The sequence below is a fragment of the Cupriavidus sp. BIS7 genome (genome assembly GCF_000292345.1).
GTDB lineage: Bacteria > Pseudomonadota > Gammaproteobacteria > Burkholderiales > Burkholderiaceae > Cupriavidus.
On record NZ_ALOU01000041.1, the window covers coordinates 1 to 25,168 of the forward strand.

Here is a 25,168-nt window from a genome sequence, read left to right on the forward strand (position 1 = left end):
TTGTGCGACATACAAGGGGCCGGGGGAGAGGGCGGGGCGGTTCAATTTGTCACTGTTGGCAAGCAGAACCTCAATGCCCTCTCCCCCAACCCCTCTCCCATGAATGGGAGAGGGGCGCACGCCATCGCTAGCTCAACAGCAATGCGTCATCGTCAAGCTGCTCGTGACGCGTCTGCTCGAACATCTTGAGCAGATCGGGCACGTCCAGCCCCTTGCGCTGGTTGCCGGACACATCGAGGACGACCTGCCCCTGGTGCAGCATCACCGTGCGCTGGCCGTAGTCCAGCGCCTGGCGCATCGAGTGCGTGACCATCATCGTCGTGAGCTTGCTTTCTTCCACGATCCGGGCGGTCAACTCGAGCACGAATGCGGCCGTCTTCGGGTCCAGCGCCGCAGTATGCTCGTCAAGCAGCAGGATGCGCGACGGTTGCAGCGACGCCATCAGCAGGCTCACGGCCTGGCGCTGGCCGCCGGAAAGCAGGCCAATGCGGTCGGTCAGCCGATTCTCGAGGCCGAGATTCAGCAGGCGCAGCTTGTCGCGGAACAACTCGCGCGATGCCTTGTTCAGCGCGGGGCGGAACCCGCGGCGCGAACCGCGCGCCATCGCCAGCGCCATGTTTTCCTCGATCGTCAGCGCCTCGCAGGTGCCGGCCATCGGGTCCTGGAACACACGCGCCACCAGATGGGCGCGATCCCAGGCCTGCTTGCGCGTGACGTCGGCGTCATCGATCATGATGCGACCGCTGTCGACCATCGTGTCGCCGCTGACGGCGTTCAGGAAAGTCGACTTGCCGGCGCCATTCGAGCCGATCACGGCCACGAACTGACCGGCCGGGATTTCCAGGCTCAGGCCGCGCAGCGCGCGGTTTTCGATCGGGGTGCCCGGGTTGAAGGTGAGCTTCAGATTTTCAGCGCGCAGCATCTCAGGCACCTCCGTTCTTGCGGGCAAACAGCTTCTTGCGCGTAGCCGGCAGTACCAGCGCCAGCGTCACCAGCGCGGCGGTCACCAGGTTCAGGTCCTGGGCCTTCAGGCCGATGAATTCGCTGTTCAGCGCCAGTGCGATGAAGAAGCGATAGAGAATTGCGCCAACCACCACGGCCAGCGTCACGAAGACCAGGCGTCGGGCGGGGATGATCGTCTCGCCGATGATCACCGCAGCCAGGCCGATCACGATCGTGCCGATACCCATCGAGATGTCGGAGCCGCCTTGCGTCTGCGCGAACAGCGCGCCTGCCAGCGCGACGAGTGCGTTCGACAGCGCCATGCCGGCCAGCGTTGCGCGGCCCGTCGGCACGCCCTGGGCACGGGCCATGCGCGGGTTGGCACCCGTGGCCCGCATCGCCAGGCCAAGCTGCGACGAGAAGAACCAGTCAAGGCCGATCTTGGCGATTACCACCACGACGAACAGCAACGCCGGGCGCAGCACGTAGTCGGGCATCCAATCCGGCTGCAAGATCGTGAAGATCGTCGGCTCGGTGATCAGCGGCACGTTCGGGCGGCCCATGATGCGCAGGTTGACCGAGTACAGCGCGATCATCATCAGGATACTGGCCAGCAGATCCATGATCTTGAGGCGTACGTTGAGCCAGCCTGTGATGAAGCCTGCCATTGCGCCGGCAACGATCGCGATCAGCGTCGCCAGGAACGGGTCTTGCCCGGCGGAGATCAGCGTGGCGGCCACGGCACCGCCCAGCGGGAAGCTGCCGTCGACGGTCAGGTCGGGGAAATTGAGGATGCGGAAGGAAATCAGCACCCCGAGCGCCACGAGACTGAAGATCAGGCCGATCTCAAGGGCGCCCAGAAGGGAAAAGAGGGACATGGGGAAATCCTGTTGCTAGCCCGACCGGTTGGCCCGGGTAGGGCCCTGGGGGCGCTCAAGGCCGCGCACCTGCGGGTAGGGGGCGCGGCCTCTGTGCTTGATGAGGGCTTACTTGATGACGGTCTTGGCTTCCTTGATCAGGTCCGGCGACAGCGTCACGCCTTGCTTCTCGGCGGCGCCCGTGTTGACGAACAGTTCAAGGTTGTCGGAGGTCTGCGAGGCAATTGCGCCCGGCTTTTCGCCCTTCAGGATGCGCACCACGACCTTGCCGGTCTGGTGGCCCAGGTCACCGTAGTTGATGCCCAGCGCGGCAATGGCGCCACGCTTCACGCTGTCGGTGTCGGCGGCAATCAGCGGGATCTTCGACTCGTTGGCCACCTTGACCAGCGATTCATAGGCCGACACCACGTTGTTGTCGGTGTTCGTGTAGATCACGTCGACCTTGCCAACCAGGCTCTTGGCGGCCGGGCCGATGTCCACCGTACGCGGGGCGGCGGCTTCCTTCAGGGTCAGGCCTTCCTTGGCCAGCAGTTCCTTCAGTTCCTTGACCACCACCACCGAGTTGGCTTCACCGGGGTTGTAGACCATGCCGACGGTCTTGGCCTTCGGCACCACGCGCTTGATCAGCGCAACCTGCTTGTCCAGCGGCAGCTTGTCCGACACGCCGGTCACGTTCGTGCCCGACGGGCCCCAGCCCTTGACCAGTTGCGCCGCAACCGGATCGGTCACGCCCGAGTACACCACGGGCACGGTCTTGGTGGCTGCCACCACGGCCTGGGCGGACGGCGTGGCGATGGCCACGATGGCGTTCGGCTGGTCACCCACGAACTTGCGGGCGATCTGGGCGGCCGTGCCGGTGTTGCCCTGGGCGCTCTGGTATTCCCACTTCAGGTTCTTGTCGGCGTCATAGCCGTTGGCCTTCAGTTCGTCACGCACGCCGTCACGGATGGCGTCGAGTGCCGGGTGATCCACGATCGACAGGACCTTCACGGTCTGGGCCTGCACGGCGCCGCCGTAGAGCAGAGCCAGCGCGACCGCGCTGCCGAGGATGGTTTTGGTGGATGCCTTGAGACGCAGCATGTACTTGTTCTCCCCCGAGGGTTTGGTGCTTTGGGTCAGCCGCAATATTTGACGCCGTCCTGGCCGGGGCCCCCGGCGAACCCCGTCGAGGAGGTGCGCAGGTCGGCCCGGCCGGTCCGGCTACGGACGCTGCGCGCCCGGCGGCAGGTGCGGGCGGGCGCGTGACCGCAACGGATGCGACGGCGCGAAGCCACGCAGCATACCATTTTCGCCGCCCCGGTGGCTCGCTTTTAATGCCGCACCGCGCCATATCCTGCTGAAAAACACCTCTACGGGGAAGACGTGCCGCAAATTATTGCGCCGGATTGTGGATTTCGGCGTGAATGCGCTCAACGGCTGACACCACCTCGTCGGGCAATGTGACGTCCAGTGCGTCGATGTTTTCCGTGAGCTGTTCGAGGCTGGTGGCGCCAACGATCGTGCTGGCCACGAACCAGCGCGAGTAGCACCAGGCCAGCGCCAGGGTGGCGCCAGACATGCCGTGGGCACGTGCCAGGGCCACGTAGCGCGCAGCCGCCGCCATCGTCTCGGCGCGCATATAGCGGGGGCTCCAGTCAGGGGAAAAGCGAGTCAGGCGGCCAACCACGTTCGGGTTGAAGACGGGGTGGCCTGCGTCGCCACTCAGGTACTTGCCGGTCAGCTGGCCGAAACCGAGGGGACTGTAGGCCAGCAGGCTGACGTCGGTGCGGAAGCAGGTTTCGTCGAGGCCGTCCTCGAAGCTGCGGTTGGCAAGGTTGTAAGGATTCTGGATCGTGGGGATGCGCGGTAGGCCAAGGCGCTCGGCCACGTTGACGAACTCGGACACGCCCCATGGGGTTTCATTGGAGACGCCGAAGTAGCGGATCTTGCCGGCGCGTACCAGTTCGCCCATCGCTTCGAGCTGGGCCTCGATCGTTGCGCAGTCCCGTTCCGCTGCCGGATTGAAGCGCTTCTGCCCGAAGATCGGCGCGTTACGGGCCGGCCAGTGAATCTGGTAGAGGTCGAGGTAGTCGGTTTGCAGGCGCCTGAGCGAGTCCTCGACGGAGGCGCGAATGCTGTCGGGCGTCAGGTCGCCGCCATTGCGGATCCACGGATTGCGCGCGGGGCCGGCTACCTTGCTGGCCAGAACTACGCGGTCGCGCGGCTGTTTCTTCAGCCAGGTGCCGATGATGCGTTCGGTGCTGCCGTACGTCTCGGCGCGCGGCTTGACCGGGTACATCTCGGCCGTATCGATGAAATTGATGCCACGCGAGAACGCGTAGTCGAGCTGGCTGTGGCCCTCGGCCTCGGTGTTCTGCTCGCCGAAGGTCATCGTCCCCAGGCAGATGCGCGAGACTTCGAGGTTGCTGCGGCCGAGTCGGATCTTTTCCATGTTGCTTTCCTTGATCGTTTCGGCCGACAGCATGCCCCAAAAACGCTACCGGCGCAGGGCGCTGGCGCAGTCGCGCACGAGGGTTGGTCCGCGGTAGATCAGGCCGCTGTACACCTGCACGAGGTCGGCACCGGCATCGATCTTGGCGCGCGCATCGGCACCGCTGAAGATGCCGCCCACGCCGATGATCGGCAGCGCGTCGCCAATCACCTCGCGCAGCGCCCGCACCACGCGCGTGGATGCTTCGAACACCGGACGGCCAGACAGGCCCCCGGCTTCCTCCGCATGCGGCAGGCCCTTGACCGCGTCGCGCGAGATCGTCGTGTTGGTGGCGATCACGCCGTCGATCTTGTGGCGCACCAGCGCGTCACCAATGTTGCGGACCTGGTCGTCGTCAAGATCGGGCGCAATCTTCAACGCTACCGGCACGTAGCGCTTGTGCTGGTCGGCCAGGCGCTGTTGCGCGGCCTTGAGCGTGGAAAGCAGGCTGTCCAGCTCGCTGGCGCCCTGGAGCTGGCGCAGGTTCTTCGTATTCGGCGAAGAGATGTTCACCGTCACGTAGCTTGCGTGCGGATAGACGCGCTCCAGGCAATACAGGTAATCGTCCGCGGCACGCTCGATGGGTGTATCGGCGTTCTTGCCGATGTTGAGCCCCAGCACGCCACCCTCGGCCTTCCAGCGCGATGCCTGGACGTTGCGGATGAATGCATCGACACCGCCATTGTTGAAGCCCATGCGGTTGATCAGCGCATCGGCCTGCGGCAGGCGGAACATGCGCGGGCGCGGATTGCCCGGCTGGGCGCGCGGCGTGACCGTGCCGACTTCAATAAAGCCGAAGCCGAATGCCGCCAGACCGTCAATATAAGCGCCGTCCTTGTCCAAGCCGGCCGCCAGGCCGACCGGATTCGGAAACCGGATGCCCATGACCGTGCGCGGGTCGTCAGCGATGCTATTGCCGATGCATCCGGCCAGGCCGATGCGCCGTGCGCGCATCAGGTTGTTGAGCGTGAAATGGTGGGCGTCCTCCGCATCCATGGAAAACAGGGCGGGGCGCAGCAGTGGATAAAGCGCGTTGAGCACGAGGGTGGGGCGCGGCCGGGGCCGGCGAGGAGTCGGAACCAAGGCGGCATTGTAGCGCCTCCGGCCCGTGCTTCTACTCCAGGGCCGGGCCAGGGGGCGGTTGTTCAGGGGCGTCCGGCGTGCCTTCGAACGCGTGCCACTGGTTGCCGGTGAGCACCTGCAATGGCTGGAAGCGTGCCTTGTAGGCCATCTTGCGGCTGTCTGCAATCCAGTACCCGAGATACAGGTGCGGCAGCCCAAGCTCCCGCGTCTGGTTGATCTGCCAGAGGATGTTGTAGGTGCCGTAGCTGGCGCCCGTGATAAGCGGATCGTAGAACGTGTAGACGGACGACAGGCCGTCGTCGAGCACGTCGATCATGCTGACCATGCGCAGCCGTCCCGCCTCGGGCGACCCGGGCGGTTCGCGGAATTCCACCAGGCGCGAATTCACGCGGCTCTGCAGCAGGAATTGCTCGTACTGGTCGCGGCTGTCCTGGTCCATGCCGCCGCCGGCGTGGCGCATCGACTGGTAAAGCAGGTACAGCGCGTAGTGTTCCTCGACGTACGTGAGCGGTGCCACCAGGGCCTGCAGGTCCCGGTGCTCGCGCCAGGCGCGGCGCTGGCTGCGGTCCGGCTGGAACTGGTCCACCAGCACCCGGCATGGCGTACATGCGCGGCATTCGTCGCAATAGGGGCGGTAGGTGAAGATGCCGCTGCGCCGAAAACCCGCCCGCACGAGCCGCGAGTAGACGTCGGCATTGATCAGGTGCGCCGGCGTGGCAACCTGTGAGCGCGCCATGCGGCCTTCCAGATAGCTGCAAGCGTAGGGTGCCGTCGCATAAAACTGCAGCGCGGAGAGCGGGAGTTCCTTCAGCTTGCTCATGACGTCGGAGTTGGGCGGGGCTTGTCTGGCAGTCTATCAGAGCGACCCGGCGCGCGTCTGCCAAAGCCACCGATGGCCGGCGGGAGCGCGCAACAGCATTTTGAGATTCTTCGCATGGTGTGGAGGAGGGCGCGCGCCTAGCATGTGAGTCATCTGACACAGAAGGAGGTACGAGATGACATCCATGGCTATTCGAACGGAGTCGGCAGAGCACGGATCCGCGGGCGCGTGGCGCACGGGTCTCTCCCTGCCGCGGGCATCCAGGATTGGGGACATAGCGGCCCTGATCGCAGCGATAGCGGCAGGCGGTGCGATGCTGATCGCGGTAATGGGCTATCAGAATGCAGCCATGCAGGAAAAAATCACGGCGTCGGTGAGCCCGCTTCAGGAAAAAATTACATCGTCGGTGAGCCCGCTTGCAGTCGCAATTGTCGAGATGGACAAACGGCTCACCGGGCGTCTCGATCAGGTCGACAAGCGCCTGGACCGGATCGAGCAACGACTGGACGGTATGGGTCAGCGGGTTGGCCGCCTTGACGGCAAAGTTGGCAATTGATGCTGACGGGCCCGTCGCGCGTAGCCAGAGCCGTCAGGCTTCCGCGCTCACGGGTGATGTCCAGCGCGCAAGCTCTGACTTGTCGAAGTGCCAGGGCACGATGTCCGGCTCTGCGGTCGCTGTCCGGACATGCGCGATGAACTCGGCGCGAGCAATTGGTTGGGCGCCAAGCGATGCCAGGTGGTCGGTTTCCTGCTGGCAGTCGATCATGGCCACGCCGTTGCGGTCCAGGAACGCGCAAAGCGCGGCAAGCGCGATCTTGGAGGCATCGGTGTGATGCGCGAACATCGACTCACCATAGAACATGCGACCCAGGGCCACGCCGTAGAGTCCGCCGACGCGCTTGCCTCGGTGCCAGGTCTCTACCGAATGGGCCAGCCCGCCGCTATGCAGGCTGCCGTAGGCGGCAATGATGTCATCGGTGATCCACGTGCCAAGCTGGCCGTCCCGCGGCGTCATTGCGCACGCACGCATGACGGCGATGAAGTCGTCGTCGACGCGGATTTCCCATTCGGGATCACGCAGGACGCGGCGCAGGGTCTTGCGCAGCGAGACCGATACCTTCAGCGCTTGCGGGGCAAGCACCATCCGTGGGTCTGTGCTCCACCAGAGCACCGGCTGCCCTTCCGAATACCAGGGGAAGATGCCCTGGCGATACGCCAGCATCAGGCGCTGCGGAGTGAGGTCGCGGCTGGCCGCAAGCAGTCCCGGCGCGTCACTGGCCGGGCCGAGCGCACGTTCGACCGGCGGAAACGGGTCTTGCGGGTCCAGCCAGATGATCATTCTGTGGCGCGGGCTTTGCGTGGATTGCGCGCCTTATGGCGTGACCGTTGCGCGGCTCGTCAGCGGGCGCATCGGCTTGTCGATATCGAGCGTGTGCAGCCGGAAGCTGCCGTCTGCGATCCGGCCGGCGGCGCGGTCGGCAAAGAAGCAGCGCAGCGTATGGATAACGGTTGGAAACGCCAGGTCGTCCCAGGGTACGTCGGCTTCGTCCACAAGTTTGACCTCAAGGCTCTCCTCGCCAGGGGCTACATCAAGGTCCTGCAGCTTTGCCAGATAGAACAGGTGCACCTGGTGCACGTGGGGCACGTTCAGCAGCGAGAACAGTTCGCCCACTTCCACGCGTGCGCCGGCTTCTTCCAGGGTCTCGCGCGAAGCGGCCTGGGCGGTGGTTTCGCCAATCTCCATGAACCCGGCCGGCAGCGTCCAGAAGCCATAGCGCGGCTCGATGGCGCGTTTGCAAAGCAGGATCTTGTCTTCCCAGACGGGGATTGTGCCAACGACGTTGCGCGGATTCACGTAGTGGATGGTGCCGCAGCCGTCGCATACGCTGCGCGGGCGGTTATCGCCTTCAGGCACGCGCAGCACTACCGCGTGGCCACAGTTCGAGCAGAATTTCATGAGGGGAGCGTCCGGGAGGAATGGCGCCAAGTGTATCACCGCGCCGGGGCGCCTCTGTTGCGTCCCAGTTTCGACTCTGTTTCGCATGTCGCCGCATGTCGCCGCATGTCGCGTATCGCACAGGGCTGCAGCAGCAAACAAAAAACCCGCCGATTGGCGGGTTTGCTGTGCGACGGATTTGATTGGTTGCGGGGGCAGGATTTGAACCTGCGACCTTCGGGTTATGAGCCCGACGAGCTGCCAGACTGCTCCACCCCGCGTCCGTCGAAGCTGTGATTATAGGAGAGTTGATTGCGCATTGCAACAGAAAACTCTCGGTATTTTTCGAGCCGTCTCAGATCGAGTCGTCACAGCTATTGGATCGTTGCGCGCTGCGCTCGTTCAGGGGGATTTCTGGTTTTCGCTTGTGCGCTGCCGTAGCGCTTCCCACCAGGCGCCTTCGAACTCGAAGCTTTCGCGCTGCTGCAGGTCGTCGCGTTGCCAGATCACGCGTTCGCGTCTCACCGTCAGCATCCATGTGGTGGTGACGAGAGGTTCGGGTGTGTCGAAGGCTCGTGGGGTCAGGATGGCGGCGCAGGCGCCGTGGATGGGGTCGCGCACCGAGGTGTAGCGGATCATGCCGATGCCGGCTTCGCGAGCCGTCAGGCCGAATGCCTGGCATGGGTTATGGTCGTTGGGGTCCGCCCAACGTGTGGCGTCGTCGGCGAAAGGCGACGCGTCCAACGCTACGCCGTTGGTCTTCACACTGACCTGGAACAGCGTCTGCGCACGCGCGTCAATGCGTGGCAGCGCCGGGCTGTCCAGCAGGAACTGCCAGCGCCAGTAGCCAAGTTCGGCGCAGGCGGTGCGTATTGATTCCGCGCCGTAGAACACGCCTGGGTCCTGCGGGCCACGGAAACGCGAGCCCCACTGGGAGGGCGGATAACGAAAGGGCGTAAAGATCAGGTAGTGCAAGTGGCGCGCGTCGACGGGAACGACAGGCTTGCCGGCATCGATCACCGCTTCCAGCACGGCTTGTTCCTCTAGCGTGTCGACCAGAGGCATGGTCGATACCACGTGCTGCGCCTCGACAGCCCGCCAGAGCTTCAGCGCAAATGGCTTGCGCTCAGACGCGACCGCGGGTGGCGTCCAGATAGTGAACGACACGTACGATTCCCTCGGTTGTGCGAATCAGATCCAGAGGCTTGCCGCCCAGCGCAAGATTGTCGTGGGTCAGCCAGAGCCGCGCCTGTTCCTCGTGACCGAGGATGGCGTCGAGCGAGCGGAACAGGCGCACGAACAGGACCGCGAACTCCCATTCCTTGCGGTGCGCATCAAGCACGTAGCCGCCTGAAGCCATGCGCGAGACAGACGCAGTACTGATCCCCAGCACGCTGGCCACGATTGCCTGGCTGATGCCGAGAAAACTGGCCGCGCGCATGACGGCCTTGGTGAGCGTCACGCCGGGGTCGGGGCTGCCCCCGGGCTCCGGCGGCGAAATCTGTCCAGGTTGCATCGCCTATGCTCCTGTTTCTTGAGAAACATTATAGGCGCCAGGTTTCAGATGGGAAGCCGCAATTCGCAGTGGCTCGTGTGGCTAGTACGTTTCAATATGCAGGCGTCCCTCGGCGCGCAGGCGGGTCTCGATCTCTTGCCAGGATTGGCCTGCAGCGGCGCAGATGTCGGCGAACGCGGCGAGTACGCCTTCCTCCATGCCCTTCAGGCCGCAAATGTAGACATGGCCGTGGGGGTCCGTCAGTAGCGCGGTGACCTGGGCAGGCGCCTCGCGGATCGCATCCTGCACATAGCGGCGCGGCACGTCGGCGTCGCGCGAGAATGCGAAATGGATATCGAGAAAATCCTTGGGCAGTTTAAGTAGCGGGCCGAAGTAGGGCAGCTCGCGGCGGTTGCGCGCGCCAAAGAACAACAGGCGGCGGCCGCTGAAGTGATCCATGTTGCGGCGCATGCGCTCGGTCATCGCACGCATCGGGGCTGAACCCGTGCCGGTGCAGATCATCATCACGCTTGCTTCGCGGTGGTTCGGCATCAGGAACGTGCTGCCGAACGGCCCCACCACCTGCACCGTATCGCCCTTGGCCAGGTCGCACAGGAAGTTCGAGGCCACACCGCGTACCGGATTGCCGTCGTGGTCGCTGTCCACGCGCTTCACGGTCAGCGCCAGGTTGTTGTAGCCGGGCCGTTCACCGTCGCGCGGGCTGGCCACCGAGTACATGCGGATGTAATGCGGCTTGCCGGATGCGTCGGTGCCGGGCGGCACGATACCGATTGCCTGGCCTTCGAGCACCGGAAAGAAGTGATTGCCGAAGTCGAGCACGATGTGATGGATGTCGCTTGACGCGTCCTCGGCGGTCAGCCGGTAGTTGCCCGCCACCGTGGCCGTCACGGGTTCGCGCACGCCGTGCAGGTTGATGTACGGATGCGCGGCCGACCATGGCGCCTTGGGCGACGTGTGACGGCTGGTTTCCACCTCCTGCACGGCGGCCGACTTGCTGCCCTGCGACGCTTCCTCGATCACCTGCTGCGCGGCGGCGGCTGCTGCGTCGATCGCGGCGTCCGGCAGCGGCACCTCGTCCGGCAGTTCGTCCCACGTGAGCTGTTGCTCGATGGTGTAGGCCTGGCCCTTGAGCATCGTGCGCCAGTTGTCGATCGCGCCGGTGGGGCAGGGCGACAGGCATGCATTGCAGCCATTGCAGACGTCGGCCTTGACCACATAGTTGCGATCGTCGTGCGTGATCGCATCGATCGGGCAGGTGTCTTCGCAGGTATTGCAGCGAATACAGATCTCCGGGTCGATCAGATGCTGCTTGATGATGTCGGCGGCGCCCATGATCGTCAGCCTTTGCGTGTGTTCGGTTGAAACTTCAGTTGAATCGTACGTACTCGAAATCAACCGGCTGGCGGTTGATGCCGATGGCCGGCGGCGCGATCCAGTTGGCGAACCTGCCCGGCTCCACCACGCGGCCCATCAGCGACGCCACGAACTTGCGGTCTTCGGCGGTGGCCAGCCATTTGTCCTTGTTGGCCTCCCACTCGGCTTCCGTCAGCACCTCGCCGGTCGGCGACACCTGCACGTTGGCGAAGGTGCCGATCTTGCGGTTGAATGCCTTGTGCGGCACGGTCAGGCGGAACGGGATGCCAGCCTTTTCGATGACCTTGTTCCAGCGCGCCACGCCGCCCATGGAGTCCTTGATGTAGTCGTCGCGCAGCACCTCATTCAGTGCATTGAGCATCGGCACTTCGCGCTCGGTCAGCCTGCCGTCCTTGACGTCGAGGATGCGATACACGCCGCCCTTGAGCACATGATCGTCATCGCGCTTGCCTTCCTCGAAGCGGCCCTTGAGACCGGCGCTGTAGAACGTGGCGGCGTTGGACGACTGGTCCGCGCCGAACAGGTCGATGGTAACGCTGTAGTGGAAGTTCAGGTAACGCTGGATCGTTTCCAGGTCGATCACGCCTGCCGCACGCACGTCGGCCGGGTCCTGGATGTCGCGCTCGCGCATGACCTCGCAGGTACGCTGGATCACGCGCGACACGCCGGATTCACCCACGAACATGTGATGGGCTTCTTCGGTCAGCATGAACCGCGTGGTGCGTGCCAGCGGGTCGAAGCCGGATTCGGCCAGCGCGCAGAGCTGGAACTTGCCGTCGCGGTCGGTGAAGTACGTAAACATGAAGAACGACAGCCAGTCCGGCGTGCGCTCGTTGAACGCGCCCAGGATGCGCGGGTTGTCCTCGTCACCCGAGCGGCGGCCCAGCAGCGCCTCGGCTTCCTCGCGGCCGTCGCGGCCGAAGTAGCGGTGCAGCAGATAGACCATGGCCCACAGGTGGCGGCCTTCTTCCACGTTCACCTGGAACAGGTTGCGCAGGTCGTAGAGCGACGGCGCGGTCAGGCCCAGATGGCGCTGCTGCTCCACCGACGCCGGTTCCGTGTCGCCCTGCGTGACGATGATGCGGCGCAGGTTGGCGCGGTGCTCGCCGGGCACGTCCTGCCAGGCCGCTTCGCCCTTGTGCTCGCCGAAGTGAATCCGGCGCTCCGGATCGGCCGGCTGCAGGAAGATGCCCCAGCGGTAGTCGGGCATCTTCACGTGCTCGAAGTGCGCCCATCCTGACGGGTCGACGGAGACCGCGGTACGCAGGTAGACATCGAAGTTGTGCGATCCGTCCGGGCCCATGTCGCGCCACCAGTCCAGGAACGCCGGCTGCCAGTGCTCGAGCGCACGCTGTAGCGCGCGGTCCTCGGAAAGGTTCACATTGTTCGGAATCTTCTGGCTGTAGTCGATGCTCATTGCGGGTCTCCTTTTATAGTTGCCGTCAGATCGGACGGTTGTCTGACAGTCGTCAGACCCGATCCCAGTCGAAGCGTGCCTTGTTGCCGGTGCCGAATACCTTGAGCGCACCGTGTTCGCCGACCGCGTTGGGCCGGTTGAAGATCCAGTTTTGCCACGCCGTCAGGCGCCCGAAGATGCGCGTTTCCATCGTTTCGTGACCGCCGAAACGCAGGTTGGCTTCCAGTCCGGTCAACGCATCGGGCGACAGGCTCGCGCGTTCTTCGATCGCGATGCGGATCTCGTCTTCCCAGTCGATATCGTCGGGCGCTGCGGTGATCAGGCCAAGTGCCTCGGCGGCCGGGCCGTCGAGCGGCTTGCCGGCCTGCTCGCGCACGGCGGCAATCGCGTCGGCGTCTTCGTAGAAGCGCGCGGCCAGCCGGGTCAGGCCATTGGGCATCGGGTAGCGGCCGAAGTTGGCGGCATTGGCATGGATGTGCGGTGCTTCGTCAGGCGTGTCGGGCAACTGCAGCATGTAGGTGCGGTCGGCGGCCAGTACCAGTTCAAGCAGGGTGCCTGCGAAGCAAGAGCCCGGCTCCACGAGCGCGAACAGGCTGCGCGACGATACGTCGAGCCGCGCCAGCGTGCGGCGCAGCATGCCGATGGTTTCGCGCACGAACCAGTGGCCGGCGTGGGCATCCATCAGTGCGTCGGCTGCCAGCACCTGCGCAGCGTCGCCCGTGGTCTTGAGGATCCACATGCCGATATCGAGATGGTTCGTGCGCAGCGTCAGGATTGCGTCGTCCAGTTCGCGTGCCATCTTGAGTGGCCACCACTGCGCGCCGGCCGCCAGGATGCCCGCGAGGTCCCGGGGCTGGTCGCCGTCCGGTGCCGATACGGTGATCGTTGCGTGACGTGCCTCATGGTCGATCTCCACGCGCACGGTCTCATAGCGATAGCCATCGGCGGCTACGGTGCGCGCCAGCGGTGTCAGCGTGACGCCCTGGGCATCGGCAGGGCGGTCGCTCTGCGCGGCAAGTGCGCGGGCGCGTTCTTGCACGTAATCGGCAAAGCGCGCCGGCTTGACGACCTCATCGACCAGCTTCCAGTCCTTGGCCCGCTGGCCGCGCACGCCCTCGGTTGTCAGGCAGAAGATGTCGGCATGGTCGCGGCGCACGTGACGCTTGTCGGTCACGCGGGTCAGGCCGCCGGTGCCGGGCAGCACGCCGAGCAGCGGCACTTCGGGCAGGCTCACGGCCGACGAGCGGTCGTCCACCAGCACGATCTCGTCGCAGGCCAGCGCGAGCTCGTAGCCGCCGCCGGCCGTGGTGCCGTTGCAGGCCGCGATGAACTTGATGCCCGAGTGGCGGCTGGCATCCTCGATGCCGTTGCGCGTTTCGTTGGTGAATTTGCAGAAGTTGACCTTCCACGCGTGGCTGGATTTGCCGAGCATGAAAATATTGGCGCCCGAGCAGAAGATGCGGTCTTTGGTGCTCGTCATCACCACGGTGCGGACTTCAGGATGCTCGAAGCGGATGCGCTGCAGCGCGTCATGCAGTTCGATATCGACGCCGAGGTCATACGAATTCAGCTTCAGCGCGTACCCGGGCCGCAGGCCGCCTTCCTCGTCGACGTTCATCGCCAGCGTGGCGACGGGGCCGTCGAATGTCAGTTGCCAGTGGCGGTATTGGTCCGGGTGGCGCTCGAACGTGACGGGGGTGTTGGATGCGATGGGGGCGGCGGTATCCGGCATGGGGGCTGTCTCCTTGATGCACTATAGTGCCGTATCGTTTGACATGAAATATAGTGCATCAAATCGAGCAATGCAAGGCCAATGCGCGGGGCGGCTCAAAGCCGTGCAAGCGGGTTTGCGACGAAAAAATGTGACGGAGAGTTGCCGGGGTCGTCAGGCCTGGGTGCGGCCAAGCTGCGTTTGCAGCATCCGCAGCGACGTGGCCGCGTCCTGGCCGCTGGTGTCGATCGACACGTCGGCGCGTGAATAGAGTGGCGTGCGGGCCTGCAGGATGCGGCGCAGGTCGGTCATGGCCTCGCGGTTGCCTTCCATCGGCCGCATGTCGCCCTGGGCAACGACGCGCGCCATGTGCTCCTCGGGCGAGGTGCGCACCCAGATGGTGAAGCAGCGCGATAGCAGCAGGTTGAAGGTGGCCGGTTCCGACACCAGGCTGCCGGGCGTGGCCAGCACCATGGTGTCGTTATCGCGCAGCACGCGCTCCAGCGCACGCATTTCATAGCGGCGATAGGCGGCCTGGCCGTACAGCGAATGGATCTCGGACAGGCTGGCGCCCGCTTCCTGCTCGATGGCGACGTTCAGTTCGACGAACGGCATGCCTTCGGAAGCGGCCAGTGCGCGGCCGAGCGTCGATTTGCCGGCGCCCCGCAGGCCGATCAGCGCGATACGGCGATGGCGCGCATCGCGCGATTCCGCTGGAGACAGCGCGTGGCGCGCGGCCTCGCGCACGCGGGCCAGGTCGCTGGCCGGCAGTTGGGCCAGCCACTGCACCAGTTGCGAAAATTCGGTGGCGCGAGGGCTGGTGTGGCCACCGGCGTCGACATGGCCGTCCACTTCCGCCAGTACCACCGGCAGCGGCACGTCCAGCGCGCCGGCCACCTGCCGCAGCAGCAATACCGATGCATTGCCCGTGCCGGTTTCGAGATTGGCGAGATAGCGTTCCGATACGTCAGCACCACGCGCAAGGTCCTTGCGCGACATGCCGCGCGCCGCGCGCAACGAACGGATGCGCTCGCCCAGATGGGTGAGATAGGGGTCCCGCTCGCCGGCAGTGCGGCTGTCCGGGCGTCCATCGGCGGTCATAAGCGAATCGGGGTCGCGGCGCATGGGTAAAGGCGGTTGGCATCCACAATCTGTGGCGACGTGTGGAGGCATGTGGCGGCGGCATTATACGTGCAGGAAACTGCGTGGCGAACCGGCGACCCTGCGGCTATATAGTGCATACCCTTGCTTGCATAATAGTCGATATGCAATAAAATGCATCACACATCGTCGCCGGCCACACATGGCTGTCGGTACAAGAAGACAAACCTGCAGGAAGCCATACCGCGCGCAGTGTTTTCGATAAGGGCGGGTGGCCAGAGGAGTGGAGACATGACGCCCCCGATATCGAGCGCCGTCCAGGCCGACAGCGCTGCAGGATTCGCGCGCCCGGCCAATGCCAATGCCAACGCATCTTCCGAATCCCACGCCGAATCGGAAATTGCCACGCTGCCGGCGCGCTACAACGCGGCCGAGGACCTGCTTTCGCGCAACCTGGCCGCAGGCCGCGGCGCCAAGATCGCTTATATCGACGATGGCGGCGCCGCCAGCTTTGCCGAACTGGACGCGCGCTGCCGCCGGTTTGCGGGCGCGCTGGAGCAGGCTGGCTTCCGGCGCGAGGAGCGCGTGCTGCTGTGCGCGCTCGACACGATCGACTTTCCCACCGTATTCCTTGGTTGCCTGCTGGCCGGCGTGGTGCCCGTGGCCGTCAATACGCTGCTGACGGCGGACGACTACGCGTACATGCTCGAGCACAGCGGCGCACGCGCGGTTGTGGTGTCGGCAGCGTTATTGCCCATGATGCGGGCCGCGATCGACAAGGCTGGCGTCACGCCGGACGTGATCACTGCCGCGCCGTATGTTGAGCCGTCGGTGGAGGGTTCGGCGGACAGTTCCGTCACCTCCGTTGCCGCCATGGCTGCTGGCGCTGCCCCGCAGGCGCAGGCTGCGGCAACGGGCCCTGACGACATGGCGTTCTGGCTGTACTCGTCAGGCTCCACGGGCCGCCCGAAAGGCACGGTGCACACGCACGGCAACCTGTTCCATACCGCCGACCTCTACGCGCGCCGCGTGCTTGGCATTCGCGAGGGCGATGTCGTGTTCTCGGCAGCGAAGCTGTTCTTTGCCTACGGACTTGGCAATGCGCTGACGTTCCCGCTGTCGGTGGGCGCCACCACGGTCCTGATGGCCGAGCGGCCCACGCCGCAGGCCGTGTTCAGGCGGCTCACCACCCACCGTCCCACCGTGTTCTGCGGGGTGCCGACGCTGTTTGCCGGCATGCTGGCCTCGCCGGACCTGCCACCGCGCGCCGACGTGGCAATGCGCGTCTGCACGTCGGCCGGCGAGGCGCTTCCGCAGGATATCGGCGACAGGTTCTTCGCGCATTTTGGTTGCGACATTCTCGATGGCATCGGCTCCACCGAGATGCTCCATATCTTCCTGTCCAACCGTCCCGGCGAAGTCCGTTATGGCACCACGGGCAGGCCGGTGCCGGGCTACGAACTGAAGCTGCTCGACGAGAACGGCGAGCCGTGCGCGCCCGGAGAGGTTGGCGATCTCTACATCAAGGGTCCGTCGGCCGCGCTGATGTACTGGTGCAATCGCGAAAAGAGCCGCGACACGTTTGTCGGCGCCTGGACGCGCAGCGGCGACAAGTACGTGTGCGATGCCGACGGCTACTTCACCTATGCGGGCCGCAGCGACGACATGCTCAAGGTGGGCGGCATCTATGTGTCGCCGTTCGAAGTGGAGGCCGCACTGGCGCAGCATCCTTCGGTGCTGGAGGCCGCGGTGATCGGCGTGGCCGATGCGGACGATCTGATCAAGCCGAAGGCGTTCGTGGTGCTGCGGCCGGGCCAGCAGTGGCACGATGGCATGGCGGCCGAGCTGCAGGCATTCGTGAAGACGAAGCTTGCGCCGTACAAGTACCCGCGGCAGATCGAATGTGTCGACGAACTGCCCAAGACCGCCACAGGCAAGATCCAACGCTTCCGACTGCGCCAGCGCGAGGAAGCCGCACGGAAGTCGTGACATGAGCAGCGCTATCGTTCAGATCCCGTTCGACGGGCGGCAGATCGACATCGAATACCAGTGGCTGCGCCCCGAACGGACGGAGCGGCCGCTCGTGGTCTTCCTGCACGAGGGGTTGGGCTCGATCAGCATGTGGCGGGACTTCCCGCGCCAGTTCTGCGAGGCCGGAGACTTCCGTGGGCTCGTGTTCTCGCGCTATGGCTATGGCCGGTCCACGCCGCGCCCCCATGATGAAAAATGGGGTGTCGATTTCATGCACCGTCAGGCGCGCGAAGCGCTGCCGGCGTTGTTCGATGCGCTCGATATCGGGCCGGGCCGGCGCCATGGCAGGCCCTGGCTGCTCGGGCACAGCGATGGCGGATCGATCGCGCTGATCTACGGGGCAAGCTTTCCGGACGCCGTCGACGGCCTGGCGGTGCTGGCGCCGCACATCATCGTCGAAGACCTGTCCGTGCGCAGCATTGCCACTACGCGCGAAACCTATCTGCAGACAGACCTCCGCTCGCGGCTCGCGCGCCATCACCAGGACGTCGATTCGGCGTTCTGGGGCTGGAACGATATCTGGCTCAACCCGGATTTCCGCCAGTTCGACCTGCGCCCGCTGCTGGCCGATATCCGCTGCCCGGTGCTGGCGGTGCAGGGCGAGGACGACGAGTACGGCACGATGGCCCAGATCGAGGGTATCCATCGATATGCCACGCAGACCGTGCTACTTAAACTCGCGCGCTGTGGACACTCGCCGCATCGGGATCAGGCGGACGCATTGACGGCGGAGACCGTCGCGTTTATAAACACACATACTTCAAATATAAAATAATTGGCACCGACGGCAGAAAAAGCAAAAAACCTGCCGTACGACGGGCCATCGGCTTCAGACCACCAGGGAGGAGACCCCCATGCATCGCAATGCATCGCGCAGGCTGCTGCCAGCCTGTCTTGCTGTCGCCACGCTGCTCGCCACAGGCTCTGTGGCACTGGCCCAGTCGGCGCCCGCTACATCCGGCAAGATCAAGGTTGGCTTCATGCTGCCGTACACGGGCACCTTCGCGGCGCTGGGCACGGCCATCGAGAACGGATTCCGGATGTACGTGCAGGAGCAGGGCGGCAAGCTCGGCGGGCGCGACGTCGAATACTTCAAGGTCGATGACGAGTCCGATCCGGCAAAGGCGCCCGAGAACGCAACCAAGCTGATCCGGCGCGACCAGGTCGACGTGGTGGTCGGCACGGTGCACTCGGGCGTGCAGATGGGCATCGTCAAGGTGGCCAAGGAAAACAACACGCTGCTGATCATCCCCAATGCCGGTGTGGACGAAGCCACGGGGCCGCTGTGCGGGCCGAACATCTTCCGTTCGTCGTTCTCGAACTGGCAGCCCGGCTATGCAATGGGCCATGTGCTGGCCGACCGCGGCCTGAAGAAGGTGGTCACGCTGACGTGGAAATACGCGGCGGGCGAGCAGTCGGTCAAGGGCTTCAAGGAGGCCTTCGAGGCCAAGGGCGGCAAAGTCGTCAAGGAGCTGAGCCTGCCGTTCCCGAACGTCGAGTTCCAGGCGCTGATTACCGAAGTGGCGTCGATCAAGCCTGACGCCGTGTTCGTGTTCTTCGCCGGTGGCGGCGCGGTCAAGTTTGTCAAGGACTGGCAGGCAGCGGGCCTCAAGGACAAGATTCCGCTGTACGCATCGGGCTTCCTGACCGACGGCACGCTCGAAGCGCAGGGCGTCTCGGCGCAGGGTCTGGAAACCACGCTGCACTATGCCGACGGCCTGGCCAGCCCGCGTGACAAGAGCTTCCGGCTTGACTACGCCAAGACCTACAAGCTGCAGCCTGACGTCTATGCCGTGCAGGGCTACGATGCCGCGCAACTGCTGGCCGCTGGCGCCAATGCGGTCAAGGGCGACATGTCGCGCAAGCCCGAGGTCATCAAGGCCATGGAGGCCGCGAAGGTCGACAGCCCGCGTGGCACGTTCACGCTGTCGAAGGCGCACAACCCGGTGCAGGATTTCTATCTGCGCAAGGTAGATGGCCACGAGAACAAGGTCAGCAGCGTCGCCGTGAAGGCGCTGGCCGATCCGGCGCGCGGCTGCCGTCTGTAATGGATCGGGGATAGGCACGCGCGATGGACGTCGTCTCCTTCCTGATCCAGTGCCTGAACAGCGTGCAGTACGGGCTGCTGCTGTTCCTGGTGGCCAGCGGCCTGACGCTGATCTTCGGCATCATGGGCGTGATCAATCTCGCCCATGGCAGCTTCTACATGCTGGGGGCCTATCTGGCGTTCACGCTGGCCAGCCTGACAGGCAACCTGTTCATCGCGCTGCCGCTGGGCATCGTGCTGGCCGTGCTGTTTGGCTACGTGCTCGAGTGGGCCTTCTTCAGCTACCTGTATCAGCGCGACCACCTGCAGCAGGTGCTGATGACATACGGGCTGATCCTGGTCTTTGAAGAACTGCGCAGCATCCTGGTTGGTGACGACGTGCACGGCGTGCCCGTGCCGCCGCTGCTCGACTGGGCGCTGCCGGTGGGCAACGACATGACCTATCCGGTCTATCGCCTGTTTATCTCGGCGGTTTGCCTGCTGGTAGCCGGTGCGATGTACTACGTGATCCGCCGCACGCGTGTGGGCATGATGATTCGCGCCGGTGCCACGAACCGCGAGATGGTGCAGTCGCTCGGCATCAACGTGACGGTGCTCTATCGCTTCGTGTTCGCGCTTGGCGTGGCGCTGGCGGTGCTGGCCGGTATGATTGCCGCGCCGGTCTCGTCGGTCTACCCGGGCATGGGCGGCCAGGTGCTGATCATCTGCTTCGTAGTAGTGGTGATCGGCGGCATTGGTTCGGTCAAGGGCGCACTGGTGGCGTCGCTGCTGATCGGCTTCGTCGACACGTTTGGCAAGGTGTTCTGGCAGGATGCGGCTGGCGTGCTGGTCTACCTGCTGATGGCCGTGATCCTGCTGTGGAAGCCGCAAGGGCTGTTCCGCGCGGGTTGAGCTGGATATCCCAACATGCAATCCGATTCCTCGATGCCGCAGGTGCCAACACCGCAGGACATCCGCCGCCCGGGCTGGGTGGCCGCCGCCGGCTGGCTGGTGGCGCTGGCCGTGCTGTGCGCCGTGCCGCTGGTGCTGACCGCCGACAGCCACAAGTACTACATCGAGCTGCTCAGCAAGGTGATGATCATGGCGATCTTCGCGCTGTCGCTGCAGTTGCTGATTGGCTATACCGGGCTGGTGAGCCTTGGCCACGCCGCGTATTTCGCGATGGCCGCCTACGCAACGGCGATGCTGGCGCCGGAGAGCGGCGCGGGCAACGGCTGGCTGCTGCTGCTTGGCGCGGTGGGCGCGGCTGCGGCGCTGGCGCTGTTGGTTGGCGCACTGGTGCTGCGCACGCGCGGCGTCTACTTCATCATGGTCACGCTGGCCTTCGCGCAGATGGTGTACTTCGTGTTCCATGACACGAAGCTCGCTGGCGGCAGCGACGGTACCTATATCTACTTCCGGCCCGAGTTCGGTCTGTTCTCCGAGCGGCCGGTAACCGTCAACGAACCCGTGCAGTTCTACTGGCTGGTGCTCGCGGCGCTGGTGTTGACGGTGGCGGGGCTGGCGCTGCTGCTGCGCTCGCGCTTCGGCCATGCGCTGGTCGGGATCCGCCATAACGAGCAACGCATGCGTGCGGCCGGCTATGCCACCTATCGGTACCAGATCGGCGCATTCGTCGCCGGTGGCGCGTTTGCGGGGCTGGCCGGCTATCTCTACGCGATCCAGTTCGGCTTCGTGAATCCCGAGATCGCTTCGTGGCACCAGTCGGGCAACGCCATGCTGATGGTGATCCTCGGCGGTGTCGGCAGCCTGGCCGGCGCCGTGCTGGGCGCGTTCTCGTTCGTGCTGCTGGCCGAGTGGTTTGGTGCATTGAGCAAGCACTGGCAGTTGCTGATGGGCGGCTTCATCATTGTTGCCGTGGCGTTGCTGCCGCGCGGCCTGGTCAGCGTGCCTGCGGTGCTGCGTCACCGGTCGCCGCGCCGCGCACGGCGGGCCGGTGTCACCACCAAATCGGCCACGCACAGCCGGGAGGCCGCATGACTGCAATCCGTTCGGAGCCGGTACTGCATGCACAGGGCCTGACGCGGCGCTTTGGCGGGCTGACGGCCGTCAACAGCGTGGATCTGGCACTGAATCTGCACGAGGTGCACGCGGTGATCGGCACCAATGGCGCCGGCAAATCGACGCTGATCAACCTGCTTTCCGGCGAACTACCGCCTACCGAGGGCACGCTGCACCTCCAGGGGCAGGACGTCACCGGCTGGGCGCAGCCGAAGCTGGCTCGCCACGGCATTGGCCGCAGCTACCAGCGCAACAACATCTTCCTGCCGCTGACCGTGCGCGAAAACTGCCGGCTTGCCGCGCAGTCGCGTGCGCAACGCGCCTGGCGGCTCTGGGAACCGGCACAAGGCTGCCGCACAAGCCGGGCGCTGGCCGACGAGGCGCTCGAGCGGGCAGGGCTGGCGCAGCTTGCCGGACGCCTTGCCAGCGAACTCGCGCATGGCCAGAAGCGCCAGCTCGAGGTGGCGATGTGCCTGGCCACCGGGCCCGTGGCGCTGTTGCTGGACGAGCCGCTGGCTGGCATGGGCGCCGAGGAGTCGCAGCGCATGCTCGACCTGCTGCGCGGCCTGAAGGAAGGGCACGCGATCCTGCTCGTCGAACACGATATGGAGGCGGTCTTTGCCGTGGCCGATCGCATCACCGTGATGGTCAACGGCACGGTGATCGCCTCGGGCGACCCGGCCAGCATTCGCGCCAACCGCGAAGTGCAACTCGCCTACCTGGGCGAAGAGGAAGCCGCATGAGCCGCGCCGCCATCATCGACGCTACGGGCATCAACGCCTGGTATGGATCTAGCCACGTACTGCGCGGCATCGACTTTTCAGTTGGCGCCGGCGAGGCGGTGGGCCTGCTTGGGCGCAACGGCATGGGCAAGAGCACGCTGCTGCGGACGCTGCTGGGCCACGTGCGCGAGCGCGAAGGCGAGATCCAAGTCGCGGGGCGTGATTTGTCGCGCGCACGGCCGCACGAGGTGGCCCGGCTTGGCATTGCCTATGTGCCCGAAGGGCGGGGGATATTCCCGAACCTGAACGTGCGCGAGAACCTGCTGATGGCCGCGCGCGCCGGGTGCAACGGCCGCACGGACTGGGATGAGGCGCGCGTGCTGGACCTGTTCCCGCGCCTGAAGGAGCGCCTGGGTCACGGCGGCCAGCAACTGTCTGGCGGCGAGCAGCAGATGCTGTCGATCGGCCGCGCGCTGATGACCAATCCCGACTGCCTGATTCTTGACGAAGCCACCGAAGGGCTGGCGCCGAAGATCGTCAACGAAATCTGGAATGTGATCGCCACGGTACGCGCTACCGGGATCGCCTCGGTCGTGGTCGACCGAAACTTCCGGGCCGTCCTGGCGCATGCCGACCGGGTCGTCGTGCTCGAAAAAGGGCTCGTGGCCATGGCGGGGCCGGCCGCCGAGCTGGCTGCCACGCCAGCCGCGCTGGATCGTTACCTCGGAGTTTGAATTCAGGCAATGGCTTGTGTCGCATTCGGTATGTCGTGTCGTTTGCCCGCAACGCCGATTTGGTGGGACAACCCACCTCCATGCCCGTGCGGGACTTGACCATGCCCCCGTTCGCTTCCATGCTTGCGGTCGTGTTGCAGACACAAGCATCTTCCACAGTGGTCGTCTTACGGCACTTCATCTAGAATGCGCGCGTTTGTGCAATGCAATAGAGGTAGAGAAGGCCATACCGCCCCAGCGGGGACCGGAGCCGCTTGCGTGAGAGAATCCGAGCTTGACGCGTCTTATGCGTCATATTTTGCACATCGGCAGGTTTGTATGTCCGGCGGTCAGCCGGGCTAGCCGAAGTCAGCCCGGAGGGCGCGAGCCGGTCCACCAGACCCAAATCCATGACTCAATCCACAACCAGTCACTACTACGTCGAAAGCCCGAGCTCCCGTGCGCTCGTGATCGGCGCGATCGGTGTTGTCTTTGGCGACATCGGCACCAGTCCCCTGTACTCGCTCAAGGAGTGCTTCAGCCCTGACCACGGCATCCCGTTCAGCCCCGATGCGGTGCTCGGCATCATCTCGATGCTGTTCTGGGCCTTTGTGATCGTCGTGTCGCTGAAGTACGTGCTGTTCGTGATGCGGGCCGACAACGACGGCGAAGGCGGCATTCTGGCGCTGATGGCGCTGGCATTACGCACCGCGACGCCACGTTCGCGCATGGCCAAGCTGATCATGATGTTCGGCATCTTCGGCGCGTGCATGTTCTACGGCGACGCGGTGATCACGCCGGCCATTTCGGTGCTGTCCGCCGTGGAGGGCCTGGAGATTGCCGCGCCAGGGCTTTCGCACTTCGTGATTCCGATCACGGTGCTGATCCTGGCGATGCTGTTCTTCATCCAGCGCAGCGGTACACATGTGGTTGGCAAGCTGTTTGGGCCGATCATGGTGGTGTGGTTCCTGGCGCTTGGCGCGCTGGGCTTGATGCATCTGCTGCACGCTCCCGAGGTTCTCAAGGCCGTCAGCCCGGTCTACGCGGTGTCGTTCCTGCACGACCACGCGCTGCAGGCATTCATCGTGCTGGGCAGCGTGTTCCTGGTGCTGACCGGCGCCGAGGCGCTCTACGCCGATATGGGCCACTTCGGCATCAAGCCGATCCGTTTCGCCTGGTTCGCGCTGGTCATGCCGTGCCTGATCCTGAACTATTTTGGCCAGGGGGCAATGCTGCTGGGCAACCCGGACGCGATCGAGAACCCGTTCTACCTGATGGTGCCGTCGGCGCTGCAGTTGCCGATGGTGCTGCTGGCAACGGCGGCCACGGTGATTGCCTCGCAGGCCGTGATCTCGGGCGCGTTCTCGCTGACCAGCCAGGCCATCCAGCTCGGTTTCATGCCGCGCATGCGTATCCGCTACACGTCGGCGGCCGAAATCGGCCAGATCTACCTGCCGGTGATCAACTGGATCCTGCTGGTACTGGTGATCTGCGTGGTGCTGGCATTCAAGAAGTCCGATAACCTGGCCGCCGCGTACGGCATTGCCGTGACCACGACGATGGTGATCACCACGTTCCTGGCCGCACTGGTGATGCGCAACGTCTGGAAGTGGAACCCCGCGCTGGTCACGATGATCAGCCTGCTGTTCCTGGTGGTCGACCTGTCGTTCTTCGCGGCCAACCTGCTCAAGGTCGCCGAGGGCGGCTGGTTCCCGCTGCTGATGGGCGCCACCGCGTTCTTCCTGCTGATGACCTGGTACAGCGGCCGCAAGCTGCTGCGCGCGCGCAGCCTGGAGGACGGCATTCCGCTGGAGCCGTTCATCGCCGGCCTGCTGGCCCATCCGCCGCACCGCGTAGAGGGTACGGCCGTGTTCCTGACCGGCAATACCGAATCGGTGCCCGTATCGCTGCTGCACAACCTCAAGCACAACCGCGTGCTGCATGAGCGCGTGGTGTTCCTGCAGTTCGTGACGCGGGACATCCCGTACGTGGATGACGATCATCGCCTGACCTGCAAGGACCTGGGTGGCGGCGTCTTCATCCTCAAGTCCGAGTACGGCTTCAAGGAAACGCCGGACGTGCAGAAGGTGCTGGACCTTGCCCAGCGCAAGCTCGGCATGGAGTTCGAGTTGATGGAAACGTCGTTCTTCATCGCCCGCGAATCGGTGATCCCGTCGAAGCTGCCGGGCATGTCGATGTGGCGCGAGAGCCTGTTTGCGTGGATGCATCAGAACGGGGCCAAGCCGTCTGATTTTTTCTCGATTCCGGCCAATCGCGTGGTGGAACTGGGAACGAAGGTCGAGATCTGATTCCGGAAGCCCAGATGTAAAAACGCCCCGCAATTGCGGGGCGTTTTTGTTTTGCGCCCCTCGCCCATGGGATTCCATGAGCGAGGGGCGAGCAAGG

23 protein-coding genes and 1 tRNA gene are annotated in these 25,168 nt (G+C 64.8%); 9 read left to right on the top strand and 15 right to left on the bottom strand.

Annotated features, from left to right (window positions below):
* Nucleotides 1-127: 127 nt before the first annotated feature.
* The 6 genes from B552_RS0115245 to B552_RS0115270 all read right to left on the bottom strand — a co-directional run bounded on the left by B552_RS0115245 (nt 128) and on the right by B552_RS0115270 (nt 6,193).
* The gene (locus B552_RS0115245; protein WP_019449899.1) at nt 128-922 is read right to left on the bottom strand and encodes an ABC transporter ATP-binding protein; all 795 of its coding nucleotides are present in this window, start codon (nt 920-922) and stop codon (nt 128-130) included.
* Between the two features lies 1 nt (nt 923).
* Complete coding sequence (locus tag B552_RS0115250) at nt 924-1,820, bottom strand: ABC transporter permease (protein ID WP_019449900.1); 897 nt, start codon at nt 1,818-1,820, stop codon at nt 924-926.
* A gap of 108 nt (nt 1,821-1,928) precedes the next feature.
* The gene (locus B552_RS0115255; RefSeq protein WP_019449901.1) at nt 1,929-2,900 is read right to left on the bottom strand and encodes an ABC transporter substrate-binding protein; all 972 of its coding nucleotides are present in this window, start codon (nt 2,898-2,900) and stop codon (nt 1,929-1,931) included.
* A gap of 292 nt (nt 2,901-3,192) precedes the next feature.
* A complete protein-coding gene (locus B552_RS0115260; protein WP_026035690.1) occupies nt 3,193-4,251 on the bottom strand; it encodes an aldo/keto reductase in 1,059 nt (352 codons plus the stop codon).
* Between the two features lie 45 nt (nt 4,252-4,296).
* Nucleotides 4,297-5,331 (bottom strand): quinone-dependent dihydroorotate dehydrogenase, encoded by a 1,035-nt coding sequence (locus B552_RS0115265; protein ID WP_019449903.1) that lies wholly within the window; start codon nt 5,329-5,331, stop codon nt 4,297-4,299.
* Between the two features lie 73 nt (nt 5,332-5,404).
* Entirely contained in the window at nt 5,405-6,193 is a 789-nt protein-coding gene (locus B552_RS0115270) for an arginyltransferase (RefSeq protein ID WP_019449904.1), read from the bottom strand.
* 184 nt (nt 6,194-6,377) lie between these two features.
* Here B552_RS0115270 and B552_RS0115275 point away from each other — a divergent pair, with 184 nt between their 5' ends.
* Entirely contained in the window at nt 6,378-6,749 is a 372-nt protein-coding gene (locus B552_RS0115275; protein WP_157160263.1) for a hypothetical protein, read from the top strand.
* A 33-nt stretch (nt 6,750-6,782) separates the two neighbouring features.
* On the opposite strand, the gene aat is transcribed toward B552_RS0115275, so the two are convergent.
* The 9 genes from aat to B552_RS0115320 all read right to left on the bottom strand — a co-directional run bounded on the left by aat (nt 6,783) and on the right by B552_RS0115320 (nt 15,248).
* On the bottom strand, nt 6,783-7,532 hold the full coding sequence (gene aat / locus B552_RS0115280; protein ID WP_019449906.1) for a leucyl/phenylalanyl-tRNA--protein transferase: 750 nt from the start codon (nt 7,530-7,532) through the stop codon (nt 6,783-6,785).
* A gap of 33 nt (nt 7,533-7,565) precedes the next feature.
* Complete coding sequence (locus B552_RS0115285) at nt 7,566-8,150, bottom strand: NUDIX hydrolase (RefSeq protein ID WP_019449907.1); 585 nt, start codon at nt 8,148-8,150, stop codon at nt 7,566-7,568.
* A 183-nt stretch (nt 8,151-8,333) separates the two neighbouring features.
* Nucleotides 8,334-8,410: transfer RNA gene (locus B552_RS0115290), tRNA-Met, on the bottom strand.
* Nucleotides 8,411-8,531: 121 nt separating this feature from the next.
* On the bottom strand, nt 8,532-9,296 hold the full coding sequence (locus tag B552_RS0115295) for an RES family NAD+ phosphorylase (protein ID WP_019449908.1): 765 nt from the start codon (nt 9,294-9,296) through the stop codon (nt 8,532-8,534).
* Complete coding sequence (locus tag B552_RS0115300; protein WP_019449909.1) at nt 9,256-9,645, bottom strand: antitoxin Xre/MbcA/ParS toxin-binding domain-containing protein; 390 nt, start codon at nt 9,643-9,645, stop codon at nt 9,256-9,258. Before B552_RS0115300 ends, B552_RS0115295 begins: the two co-directional genes overlap by 41 nt.
* A gap of 81 nt (nt 9,646-9,726) precedes the next feature.
* Nucleotides 9,727-10,977 (bottom strand): benzoyl-CoA 2,3-epoxidase subunit BoxA, encoded by a 1,251-nt coding sequence (gene boxA, locus B552_RS0115305; protein ID WP_019449910.1) that lies wholly within the window; start codon nt 10,975-10,977, stop codon nt 9,727-9,729.
* A 34-nt stretch (nt 10,978-11,011) separates the two neighbouring features.
* Entirely contained in the window at nt 11,012-12,436 is a 1,425-nt protein-coding gene (gene boxB, locus B552_RS0115310) for a benzoyl-CoA 2,3-epoxidase subunit BoxB (RefSeq protein ID WP_019449911.1), read from the bottom strand.
* A gap of 52 nt (nt 12,437-12,488) precedes the next feature.
* The gene (gene boxC, locus B552_RS0115315; protein WP_019449912.1) at nt 12,489-14,168 is read right to left on the bottom strand and encodes a 2,3-epoxybenzoyl-CoA dihydrolase; all 1,680 of its coding nucleotides are present in this window, start codon (nt 14,166-14,168) and stop codon (nt 12,489-12,491) included.
* 153 nt (nt 14,169-14,321) lie between these two features.
* Nucleotides 14,322-15,248, bottom strand: a complete 927-nt coding sequence (locus B552_RS0115320) for a helix-turn-helix transcriptional regulator (RefSeq protein WP_237718224.1) — start codon at nt 15,246-15,248, stop codon at nt 14,322-14,324.
* A gap of 291 nt (nt 15,249-15,539) precedes the next feature.
* Between B552_RS0115320 and B552_RS0115325 the strand changes: the two genes are divergently transcribed.
* The 8 genes from B552_RS0115325 to B552_RS0115360 all read left to right on the top strand — a co-directional run bounded on the left by B552_RS0115325 (nt 15,540) and on the right by B552_RS0115360 (nt 25,071).
* A complete protein-coding gene (locus tag B552_RS0115325) occupies nt 15,540-17,237 on the top strand; it encodes a benzoate-CoA ligase family protein (protein WP_019449914.1) in 1,698 nt (565 codons plus the stop codon).
* 1 nt (nt 17,238) lies between these two features.
* Nucleotides 17,239-18,054, top strand: a complete 816-nt coding sequence (locus B552_RS0115330; RefSeq protein ID WP_019449915.1) for an alpha/beta hydrolase — start codon at nt 17,239-17,241, stop codon at nt 18,052-18,054.
* A 79-nt stretch (nt 18,055-18,133) separates the two neighbouring features.
* Nucleotides 18,134-19,327: an ABC transporter substrate-binding protein gene (locus tag B552_RS0115335; RefSeq protein ID WP_019449916.1), complete on the top strand. Its 1,194-nt coding sequence runs from the start codon at nt 18,134-18,136 to the stop codon at nt 19,325-19,327.
* A 23-nt stretch (nt 19,328-19,350) separates the two neighbouring features.
* Nucleotides 19,351-20,217 (top strand): branched-chain amino acid ABC transporter permease, encoded by an 867-nt coding sequence (locus tag B552_RS0115340; protein WP_019449917.1) that lies wholly within the window; start codon nt 19,351-19,353, stop codon nt 20,215-20,217.
* Nucleotides 20,218-20,250: 33 nt separating this feature from the next.
* On the top strand, nt 20,251-21,306 hold the full coding sequence (locus B552_RS0115345) for a branched-chain amino acid ABC transporter permease (RefSeq protein ID WP_051003568.1): 1,056 nt from the start codon (nt 20,251-20,253) through the stop codon (nt 21,304-21,306).
* Nucleotides 21,303-22,070, top strand: a complete 768-nt coding sequence (locus B552_RS0115350; protein WP_019449919.1) for an ABC transporter ATP-binding protein — start codon at nt 21,303-21,305, stop codon at nt 22,068-22,070. Before B552_RS0115345 ends, B552_RS0115350 begins: the two co-directional genes overlap by 4 nt.
* Nucleotides 22,067-22,783 carry an ABC transporter ATP-binding protein gene (locus B552_RS0115355; RefSeq protein ID WP_019449920.1) on the top strand — a complete coding sequence of 239 codons (717 nt, stop codon included), beginning with the start codon at nt 22,067-22,069 and terminating at the stop codon, nt 22,781-22,783. Before B552_RS0115350 ends, B552_RS0115355 begins: the two co-directional genes overlap by 4 nt.
* Nucleotides 22,784-23,172: 389 nt before the next feature.
* Nucleotides 23,173-25,071: a potassium transporter Kup gene (locus B552_RS0115360; RefSeq protein WP_026035691.1), complete on the top strand. Its 1,899-nt coding sequence runs from the start codon at nt 23,173-23,175 to the stop codon at nt 25,069-25,071.
* The last annotated feature ends 97 nt before the right edge of the window (nt 25,072-25,168 follow it).